The 9,903-nt window shown below is 45.0% G+C and carries 8 protein-coding genes; 4 read left to right on the forward strand and 4 right to left on the reverse strand.

Going from position 1 to position 9,903, the window contains the following annotated elements:
* Positions 1-56 precede the first annotated feature (56 nt).
* From MiSe_RS44500 to MiSe_RS44510, 3 genes are all read right to left on the reverse strand, one after another.
* Positions 57-203 carry a hypothetical protein gene (locus MiSe_RS44500; RefSeq protein ID WP_226592981.1) on the reverse strand — a complete coding sequence of 49 codons (147 nt, stop codon included), beginning with the start codon at positions 201-203 and terminating at the stop codon, positions 57-59.
* Positions 204-566: 363 nt separating this feature from the next.
* Positions 567-1,031, reverse strand: a complete 465-nt coding sequence (locus tag MiSe_RS44505; protein WP_226592983.1) for a late competence development ComFB family protein — start codon at positions 1,029-1,031, stop codon at positions 567-569.
* A 459-nt stretch (positions 1,032-1,490) separates the two neighbouring features.
* Positions 1,491-1,700, reverse strand: coding sequence for a hypothetical protein (locus MiSe_RS44510; protein WP_226592985.1), 210 nt, complete (start codon positions 1,698-1,700; stop codon positions 1,491-1,493).
* A 594-nt stretch (positions 1,701-2,294) separates the two neighbouring features.
* Here MiSe_RS44510 and MiSe_RS44515 point away from each other — a divergent pair.
* Positions 2,295-3,530 carry a tetratricopeptide repeat protein gene (locus MiSe_RS44515; protein WP_226592987.1) on the forward strand — a complete coding sequence of 412 codons (1,236 nt, stop codon included), beginning with the start codon at positions 2,295-2,297 and terminating at the stop codon, positions 3,528-3,530.
* A gap of 300 nt (positions 3,531-3,830) precedes the next feature.
* On the opposite strand, the gene MiSe_RS44520 is transcribed toward MiSe_RS44515, so the two are convergent.
* Entirely contained in the window at positions 3,831-4,571 is a 741-nt protein-coding gene (locus MiSe_RS44520) for a response regulator transcription factor (RefSeq protein ID WP_373873022.1), read from the reverse strand.
* Positions 4,572-4,932: 361 nt separating this feature from the next.
* On the opposite strand from MiSe_RS44520, the gene MiSe_RS44525 reads away from it, so the two are divergent.
* The 3 genes from MiSe_RS44525 to MiSe_RS44535 all read left to right on the forward strand — a co-directional run bounded on the left by MiSe_RS44525 (position 4,933) and on the right by MiSe_RS44535 (position 9,486).
* Positions 4,933-7,128, forward strand: coding sequence for an NACHT domain-containing protein (locus MiSe_RS44525; RefSeq protein WP_226592989.1), 2,196 nt, complete (start codon positions 4,933-4,935; stop codon positions 7,126-7,128).
* 232 nt (positions 7,129-7,360) lie between these two features.
* Entirely contained in the window at positions 7,361-8,851 is a 1,491-nt protein-coding gene (locus MiSe_RS44530; protein WP_226592991.1) for a carotenoid oxygenase family protein, read from the forward strand.
* A complete protein-coding gene (locus tag MiSe_RS44535; RefSeq protein WP_226592993.1) occupies positions 8,848-9,486 on the forward strand; it encodes a Uma2 family endonuclease in 639 nt (212 codons plus the stop codon). The genes MiSe_RS44530 and MiSe_RS44535 overlap by 4 nt, the downstream gene beginning before the upstream one ends.
* Positions 9,487-9,903 lie beyond the last annotated feature (417 nt).

A 9,903-nucleotide genomic window follows, 5' to 3' on the forward strand; every position in this document is an offset into this window, starting at 1 on the left:
AAGTCCGTTAAAACGGACTAATCTTCTCTACCAGTCCTGGCTGGCGTGGTGTTCTGCTACTCGCCTTGCAACTTGAGTTCCGGGCGGGTGTCGGCGACACTAGGGATCGATTTACCAACAGCATCATCAATTTCCGGGCTAATAGCACAAGTCCATTGAAATGGACTTGTGGACTTACGCAACGCCGATCGATTTAGGGGCAACCACGGGGGGATAGCCCCTAGGAAACACCATATATGGACGTGAGGCGCAAGTCCTGGGACCCAAAAGTTCTACCAGTCCTCTTTAGAGGACTTTAGCTAAAAGCCCTTGGAATTAATTCCCTGGCGGGCTGTGGGATTGGTGCAAGAGCGATCTGCTAAAATTAACTTATATGATGTCCGGCTTTTCACCCATAATTAAATCTCTCCGCGTCCCCCTATCCCCGCGTCAGGAGCGTCGGTTCTAACTATGGGTAATCAAACGGACATGATATTAGAGGCCATCACCAAAGTTTCTTTGTATATCTCTCGAAACCAAATCAACGATTTTTCATAGAAACTTTGGTGTTTGCGTAATTCCTGAAATTAAGGCCACAATTGAACGCTGGCATATTGGGGAAAATTTACTAGAATTTGACGGTCGTATTTTTCCGCAGTTTGAGGTGGCAATTGCAAAGGAGTTGAAGGCTTTAAAGGGTTTTGTAGAACAGCATTCAATCCCGATTTCACTGCTGACTCAATTTGCTGCGCCAACTGAGTTTTAGCCTTCTGCTGTTGTCTGTTCCACCCCTCTTCACTGGTGGCATATAAAGGAGGTAGACGATTTAGCGCGTAGGCAATCGCTTGTGCTGGATTGATATAAGCAACCAGAGCGGGAGGTAAGTTTTGCAGTTGTCTTTCTACTTCTTGAACTACTAACGGTTCCAAGGCATTTAGATATAAGTCCATAGTTTTTTTGACTTGCTCTGTGTTCAAGGCGATCGCTGTTAGTAAAGTCAGAGTTACTCTGAGAAGTTGTATCCTTCCATTTCCGTCAAAAACGTCAGCCAAAACATGCAAAACAGAGGTAATAATACAAGCAACAGCAGAATCAAAAATGAAAGGCTCTGACAACCAAAAATGATAATTTTGGTCAATTTATGTGTTGAGTTAAACATGATGTTATAAAAATACACAAATCCCTCCTACAGACTTATATCCAGCCTGTTCAACATGTGCAGGACTTACGCAGGTCGAGACCATCACCAAAGTTTCTGCGTAAATCTCTGGTTAACTTTTCAACGATTTTTCAGAGAAATCCGGAATATGAGCGGAAGTCCTAATCTGATAAAATATGGGAGAGTTGCTGAGTTATAATCACAGGACTTACCCAGGGAAACCACATATGGTAGAAATGGTGCGTTACACTGCGTTAACGCACCCTACATATAGAGATGTTGCGTAAGTCCTGAATGATTTAAAGTCTGGTCTTAAATCATCTCAAACTCAGCAACGCTGTTAATTGGGTTCCTAAAACCAGACTCCAACGCGAACAGGTAGAGGTTTAGCCCGTGCAGGAACGGCAACCCGCTGCACCAAGTGCTGACGAAGCAAATCCTTGACTGGTTGATCAACTGCTGCGGATAAGGTCACGGGATCGGGTTCCATATCTACTACTTCAATCACGATGATTTCGGGGCAGCAGGAACATGGGTCTTGAGCGGTCTTATCTTGACACATGGTTCTGTCAATCTCCTTGAACTTGGGTTGTGCGGGTGAATCAGTTGTGGAAAGCAAAGTGTTCCATAACTTAATTAAAAACCCCGACTGTTGGAGTTACGGCTAGACAATACTTGACTTATGCTTGACTATTGCATTAGTTGCGCTTGACTGGCACTTTCCTAAAAATCAAGCCAATATAGACTCAGAAAATTGCTAATAAAAAAGGTTATGCCTCGTCGGGGAATTAAAGTCGCTCCAAAGTACATCCCCACAGTGAAGCTGGATCTGGAGCGTAGAGGCTTGACTCAGAAAGCACTAATTTAGGCAAAGAAACCGGGTTTCTTTTCTCGTCGTGCCTCAGTCGTGAGACTGATAACCCGTTAAAACGGGTTATAGCTTTTAGCCAAAAATTTATTTCTGGGTACTCGCGTGTACTGGTCTGTGCGAGAGGAAATTATCGCATCCGATTATCCGTCACCGGCGTCCCTGGCGGCTGCCGCAGACATGAGAACGAAAAAACTACTAAAGTCCTGACTGGGAACGAGCGCGATCGCACCCTTAAAGGTAAACTGAAAGTGCAATTGGCTTGTAGACGCCCGCAGGTAACTACCCGTGTTGAAAGCTTCTACTCGGCTGGTTATTGCTGCTGCCCTTAGTTTTGGTGCAGGAATTGCCGCCTATTCCTACTTTACTGGTTGGAATCCATTCTCAAAATCCACACCCCTCACGGTTACAATCGACTGTGGCGGATTTCTGATTGATGACCCACAGGCAGATTTGCTCAGAAAAGACTTTCCCAGCGAGCCAGAAAGGGCAAAACTAGAGGAAAAAATTGCCTGCTACCGCCGTCAAATTAGCCAAGAACCCAGGTACGCAGACGCCTACACTAACTTAGGAGAAGCGTCGCGGCGCTTGGGAGATGCCGCAGCAGCTAAACAAGCACATGAAAAAGCCTTACAGTTGAATCCCAGGCTGCAAGAAGCCAAACTAGGGTTAGCCCTAGTAGAACAACAGTCGGGAGACTCCAAAGCAGCAATCGAGAAAATTCAAGAAATTGTAGCGCAAAAGGAAAGTGCCACTGCTTATTTTTATCAAGGTACGACCCTGCACCAACAAGCAAAACTTCAAGAAGCAGAAACTGCATTTCGCAAAGCAGTAGAACTAGACCCCAGCTATGCGGAAGCGAGGGTAAACTTGGGGTTAATTCTCAACCAACAAGGCAAGTTTGACGAAGCGGTTAATGAATTTAAGCAAGCTATTCGTAACGAGCCCAAATTAGCCGAAGCACACTTTAACTTAGGGGTGACTTTGCAAGCGCAAGGAAAGCTAGAACCAGCCATTGCCGCCTATAGGGAAGCCATTCGCATCGCTCCCAACAATGCCGAAGCCAACTATAACTTAGGAATTGCCCTCAACAAACAAGGTAAAGCCTCTGAAGCAATGGCAGCGTATAAAGAAGCAATTCGCATCAATCCCAACTATGCAAATGCTTACGTTAAATTGGGCGCGAATCTAGCCGATGAGGGTAGAATTGATGATGCGATCGCATCCCTACGAAAAGCCATTAGCCTCAATGCCCAAGATCCAGAAGCATACAATAACATGGGCGTCGCCCTGCACAAGCAAAATAATCTATCCCAGGCTATCCAGATGTGGGAAGAAGCCATTCGCCTCAATCCCAACTACGCAGAAGCCCATCATAACATGGGAGTAGCGCTGGCAGGGCAAGGTAAATTAGAGGAAGCAATTTCTACCTTAAAACAAGCCAGCCAACTCTACAGATCCCAAAACAAAACTCAAAAAGCCAATCAAATAGACGCCGCCTTGCAGAAGGTAGGAGTGAAGTGACAACCGATTTTACATCAGGACTTACGCCAATCACCTTTGTTTCTAGGAAAAATCGTCGTTTTGTCACTAGAGATATGCCTCCCTTCCGCACTCGCGTTCGCAGCAAGAAAAAAAGGTGATAGGGTTTCTATGAAAAGATATCTAGGTCGAAACAAAGGTGATGGCTTCCGAAGAGCGTAAGTCCTGTAAATTTTAAATTTTCCTGATTTGTTACAGTTAGTATTACCCCTTTCCTTAGGTATCGGTAGTGTATGGATGGCTAATTGCGAGCTTTTCAATTGCCTCCAGAGCAGCCAGCAATTAGCTATTAGCAGTTACACAACCGTTGCTATTGGACATGATATTACTTGCCGCCTCAAATTTGTAACCGACACCTCGAACGGTTTGAATTAATGAGGACTGACTCCCAGCAGTTTTAATCTTTTTGCGAATCTGACCGATATGGACATCAATCAGCCGATCGGAATCTACATAATCATATTCCCAAACCTCTTGCAGCAGCTCTGAGCGACGCCAAACCTGACCGGGATAGCTGGCTAAAAAGCGCAATAAATTAAATTCCAAAGCGGTCAAAGATACCATCTGGTTGTTGAGTTTTACCTCACGACGCACGGGATCGATAACCAAATTATCGAAAACGAGAGATTTTTGCTTAGGAGCAGTGACGTGTCGCTGACGCTTTAAAATGGCTCCCACGCGGACGCTTAGTTCCGCCAGACTGAAAGGCTTCGTAATATAGTCATCCGCACCCTGAGTAAATCCTTGGATAATATCGGCTTCTTCAGTCCGACTCGTTAGCATCACTACATAGACATCGCTACAGCTTCGCATTTCCTCACAGAGATTATAGCCATTGGCATCTGGCAAATTCACATCCAGAATCACCAGATCTGGGTTGAATTTATCAAACATGACCCGCGCTGACTTACCGTCTTCAGCAGACTTGACTTCATAGTTGTGCTGACTGAAAAAGCGAGAAATTAAATGCCGGATGCAGAGGTCATCATCCACGACAAGAAGCTTTGCACAATCCAGGGGCATAATTTTCCACTTAGACTAAACGAGGATTTATAGATCGGGACTTACCCTGGGGCATTTTTCATACAAACCCGGTTTCTTTGGGTAAGTCCTGTAGATCTCCGTCAGAAGCGATCGCTCGTTTTTGAGCGAATAAATTCATTTAACTCGACGCCTGCTTGAGATACAGCTGGAGCGATGATTGAGATAGGTGGACTTGTGTGGGAGTTGTGTTGGACTTGCGCTTGACTCAAAATAAAGCCAAGATGATCCCAGAAACTTTCTGCTTAGAAGCGCTATGTCTCGGTCACTCAGAGTTGCTCCAGGGTGCATTCCCCAGGTTAGGCTGGCTCTGAGGCTTCTTGGCTTTCCCAGCCAGCATGCTTTGGCTTTTGATCTAGGGATTTCTCGTTCCACCGTAGTCAACTTTTTTACTGGCAAACCGATTGCCTTTCTCAACTTTGTTGAAATTAGTGCAAGATTGGGACTAAACTGGCAAGAGATCGCCTATCTAGAAGCAGCGCCACCTTCCCCCTCCGATCCGCCCCCACAGCAAGCAGACATTGATGTCCTAGTACAACAAGTACGGCAGCATTGCCATGACAAAATCCAAACCCTGTATGGCAAGATGCATTTGTTGGACATTTCCCAGCCAATTGAGATAGAAAATCTCTACGTCGATGTCAACATTCTGGAGCAAATTACTAGCCAGCAATGGTTAGAAATTTCTGACTTGATGCAAAGCTTGAACCCAGAACGATTACCGGGACTAGAGGCAGTTCAACGGTATGACCGACTGATGGTGCTGGGTAAACCAGGCTCAGGTAAAACCACGTTCTTGCAACATCTAGCCATTCAGTGCAATCAAGGGAAGTTTCAAGCCGATCAAGTTCCGATTTTCATTCGCTTGAAAACTTTTGCTAAATATGCTAGGGATAAGCGCGATTTCAGTTTATTGAACTATATCAGCCGGGAATTTTGCAGTTGTGGCATTTTGTCTCAAGACAAGATCGAAACGTTACTGAATCGCGGCAGAGGGCTGATTTTGCTCGATGGTTTGGATGAAGTGCCTTCTGAAGATGAATCCAAAATTATAGACGAGATTCAGAAATTTTCTGAATATTATTACAAAAATAAGTTGACGATTTCCTGTCGGATTGCTGCCTCTAAATATAGGTTTCCCAACTTCATTGATGTTGAAATTGCAGATTTTGACTTTGAGCAAATTAAATCTTTTGCCGAAAAGTGGTTTATCGCTGTTGCTAGGAATGACTGGTCAGAGGGAAAATTCAGGGCGAAGCGGTTTATGAGAAATTTGAAGCGCCGAGAAAATCAGCCAATCCGAGAACTCGCTAGAACACCGATATTATTGCATTTGCTCTGTTTAGTATTCCAAGCCAGATCTGAATTCCCGTCCAACCGAGCCAAGTTATACGAGCAAGGACTGAATATTCTGCTTAAAACCTGGGATGAAGCTAAAGGAATTCACCGAGATGAAGTTTATCAAAATCTGACCTTGCAACGCAAGAAAAAACTGCTGGATCAACTGGCAGCGATCGCATCTGAACAGGGCAACTACTTTTTTGAGCAAAACACAATACAGCAACTGATTGCCAACTATTTGAGTACTTTACCAAATGCCAATCCTGACCCAGATGAATTGTATACCGATAGTGAGGCAGTGCTGAAAGCGATTGAGTCGCAACATGGGTTGTTGGTGGAACGGACAAGGGGAATTTATTCTTTCTCCCACATAACGTTTCAAGACTATTTTACTGCTAGGCACTTTGTTGCTAGTTCCGAGCCACAAGCGTTAGAAACACTGGTCAATCACATCGCCGAAAAGCGTTGGCGAGAAGTTTTTTTGCTGGTGGCTGGGATGTTGGCAAATGCTGACGATCATCTGCGTTTAATGAAGCAAAGGATTGATGCGATCGCGGCAAAAGATGAGAAATTGCAGCAATTTCTTACCTGGTTGCATCAAAAATCCAGTTCAGTTTCAGCGCCCTACAAAACAGTAGCTCGTACCTTTTACCTGGTTCGCGAGCGTGTTTTTGCGGTTACCTGTACCATTTATGGCCTTGACCTTGTGTTTACCCGTAGTAATACCCTCTACCTCGACCATTCCCTTGCCTGTGCTATTTCCTGCGCCCGTGCTGTTGGTCTTGCCCTTAACCCAAACGTTGAAATTGAAAACGCCCTCGACCATGCCCATGCCCTGGTGATTGCCCTGGAACACGCTCTTGAGTGTAATATTGAGCTGGAACTCTTGCGCTCGCTTCAACAACTCAAAGCTCAACTACCCGACTTGGATAACAACAAAGTACAATTTCAGCAATGGTGGGAAGCTAACGGTCAAACTTGGACTGAGAAATTAAGACTCGTGATGATTGAACATTGCAACATTGGTCGCGATTGGCAATTCAGCGAACAGCAAAAAGAATTACTGCAGCAGTATTACGATGCCAATCAATTACTGGTAGTTTGCCTCAATAGCGGTTGTAATGTGAGTCCTGCTGTGAGAATGGAAATTGAAGAGACATTATTGTTACCCATTGCCGAGATTGAGAAGCATAGGTAACTCAAGTTGCTAGTTATCTCATCCATAGCAGCTAATGGCTAATGGCTAATGGCTAATGTCAGTAAAAATCCTATATTAGCAATTAGCAAGCTGGCAACGCCCTTGTTTATAACTAGCAACTTGCGTTAGGTAACTAGCAGAATAATCCCACTTCTGGAAGGTTGCAGCGTGACCCCCACACCCATCAAACTGAAGTAGAAGCTCAATGACAAGCGTCTCCCACCCTAAAAATATGACAACAGCAACTAAATCTTCAACTCGCAAAGCATGGGCTAAAGCAATTATCCCCCCTGCTACCGAATTTCCCCCCACTCAATTACCCATCATCAGCGGCAAAATACCACAAGGTTTGCGCGGTACACTCTATCGTAACGGCTCGGCGAGACTAGAACGCGGGGGTGTCAGAGTAGGACACTGGTTTGATGGCGATGGTGCGATTCTCGCCGTCCATTTCAACACCCCCCAAGGCATTGGGGGACAGGGGGGATCCCCCCTTGGTAAGGGGGGACAGGGGGGATCGAATGCAACTGCTGTCTATCGCTACGTCCAAACATCCGGTTACCTAGAAGAATCTCAAGCAGATAAATTCCTCTACGGCAATTATGGCATGACCGCACCGGGACCAATTTGGAATCAATGGTTAAAACCCGTAAAAAATGCCGCCAATACTTCGGTTTTAGCATTACCAGATAAACTATTAGCACTCTGGGAAGGCGGTAAACCCCACGCCTTAGACTGGCAAACTTTAGAAACAAAAGGCTTAGATAATTTATCCGGATTGAGCGATAATTTACCTTATTCTGCCCACCCCAAATGCGACCCCAAAACAGGGGAAATATTCAACTTCGGTATTTCCCCCGGAGTCAATTCAACCCTGAATCTTTATAAAAGCGACTCAACGGGAAAAATTATCCAAACGGGAAGAACAATTATCGAAGGTCTTCCAGTGGTACACGATTTTGTTTTAGCTGGGCAATACCTGGTATTTTTCGTACCACCCGTGCGGGTTAATTTATTATCAGTGCTAACTGGTTTCTACTGTTACAGCGATGCGATGGAGTGGAAACCAAAATTAGGCACGCAAGTACTAATCTTTGACCGCGAAACTTTATCTTTAGTCAGTCGGGGAGAAACCGAACCTTGGTTTCAATGGCACTTTTCTAATGGCTATGTAGATGATAGCGGTTCGATTGTGGTTGAATTTGTTCGCTATCAAGATTTTACCACAAATCAGCGGCTTAAACAAGTAGCAAGTGGAGAAACTAACACCGTTGCTGAAGGAACTTTTTGGCAAGTACGCATCAACCCCGAAACAGGTAAAGTAATCGCATCGCAACAACTATTAGATCGAGCTTGTGAATTTCCGATTGTACAGCCGTCGCAAGTAGGGCAAAATTCCCGTTATACCTATCTTTCAATGCACCGAAAAGGGGCGGATATGGGAAGAGAATTGTATGGAGCGATCGCATGTTTCGACCATCACACCCAAACCCTCACCGCAGCAGACTTAGGTGACAATCGCTACCCCACAGAACCCATCTACGCCCCAGATGCCGAAAATAGCGAGAAAGGTTGGATATTAACCGTTGTTTATGATGGTAATTCCGACACCAGCGAACTATGGATATTTGACAGCCAAGCCCTCGACTCAGAACCCGTATGTAAACTAGGATTACCCAGGGTCATTCCCCTCGGATTTCACGGCACTTGGAGGGCATTATGAGCACTATAAAACCCAGAATAGCAACTGACCAATGGGTGACAGCAACTTGGGAAAAATATATCCAAATTGTTGACGACCCAGCGTATGAAAAAGCCAAAGGCTATTATCACAACGGTCAGATGAGGATAGAAATGGCAGCACTTGGACACGACCACGCCAGCGACAACGCAATTGTTAGTTTCGTTATTAACTTATTTGCTGGAATTAGAGGAATTCCGCTCAAATGCTTGATAAATTGCACCTTTCGCAAAACAGGAGTCCGCGAGTGTCAGCCAGATATATCTTATTACATTGGAGAACGCATCCAAATTGTACCGAGAGGGACGAATATAATTAGCCTAGATACATATCAACCACCAGACTTAGCAATAGAACTCGGCAAAACTACCATCCCCGACGACTTGGGACGCAAACGAATCTTGTACGAAGATTTAGAAATACCTGAATATTGGGTAGTCGATGTAGAACAAGCGCAAGTCACAGCTTTTAGCATCGCAGATAGTGGAAGCAGACGCATTACCCAATCGCAAGTTTTACCAGGATTTTCTATTGCCCTGTTAGAAGAAGCCTTACAGCGAAATTCACAAGGAGATCAATCACAAGTCGTGGCTTGGTTATTAACGCAATTGCAATAATAGTAAGTTGGGTTTCGTGCCTCAACCCAACCGACAACTTGCACCCACAATATGGCATTCAACCATCAACGCGGGTAGGGGCACGGCAACCGCAAAACTTTGATTTAACGACAAAATTTATTCAGGCCGTGCCCCAACAATTATGACAATTGCGTCAACAATATGGCATTCAACCATCAACGCGGGTAGGGGCACGGCAACCGCAAAACTTTGATTTAACGACAAAATTTATTCAGGCCGTGCCCCAACAATTATGACAATTGCGTCAACAATATGGCATTCAACCATCAACGCGGGTAGGGGCACGGCAACCGCAAAACTTTGATTTAACGACAAAATTTATTCAGGCCGTGCCCCAACAATTATGACAATTGCGTCAACAATATGGCATTCAACCATCAACGCGGGTAGGGGCAC

Origin of the sequence: Microseira wollei NIES-4236 (assembly GCF_020521235.1) — a bacterium.
Lineage (GTDB): Bacteria > Cyanobacteriota > Cyanobacteriia > Cyanobacteriales > Aerosakkonemataceae > Microseira > Microseira wollei.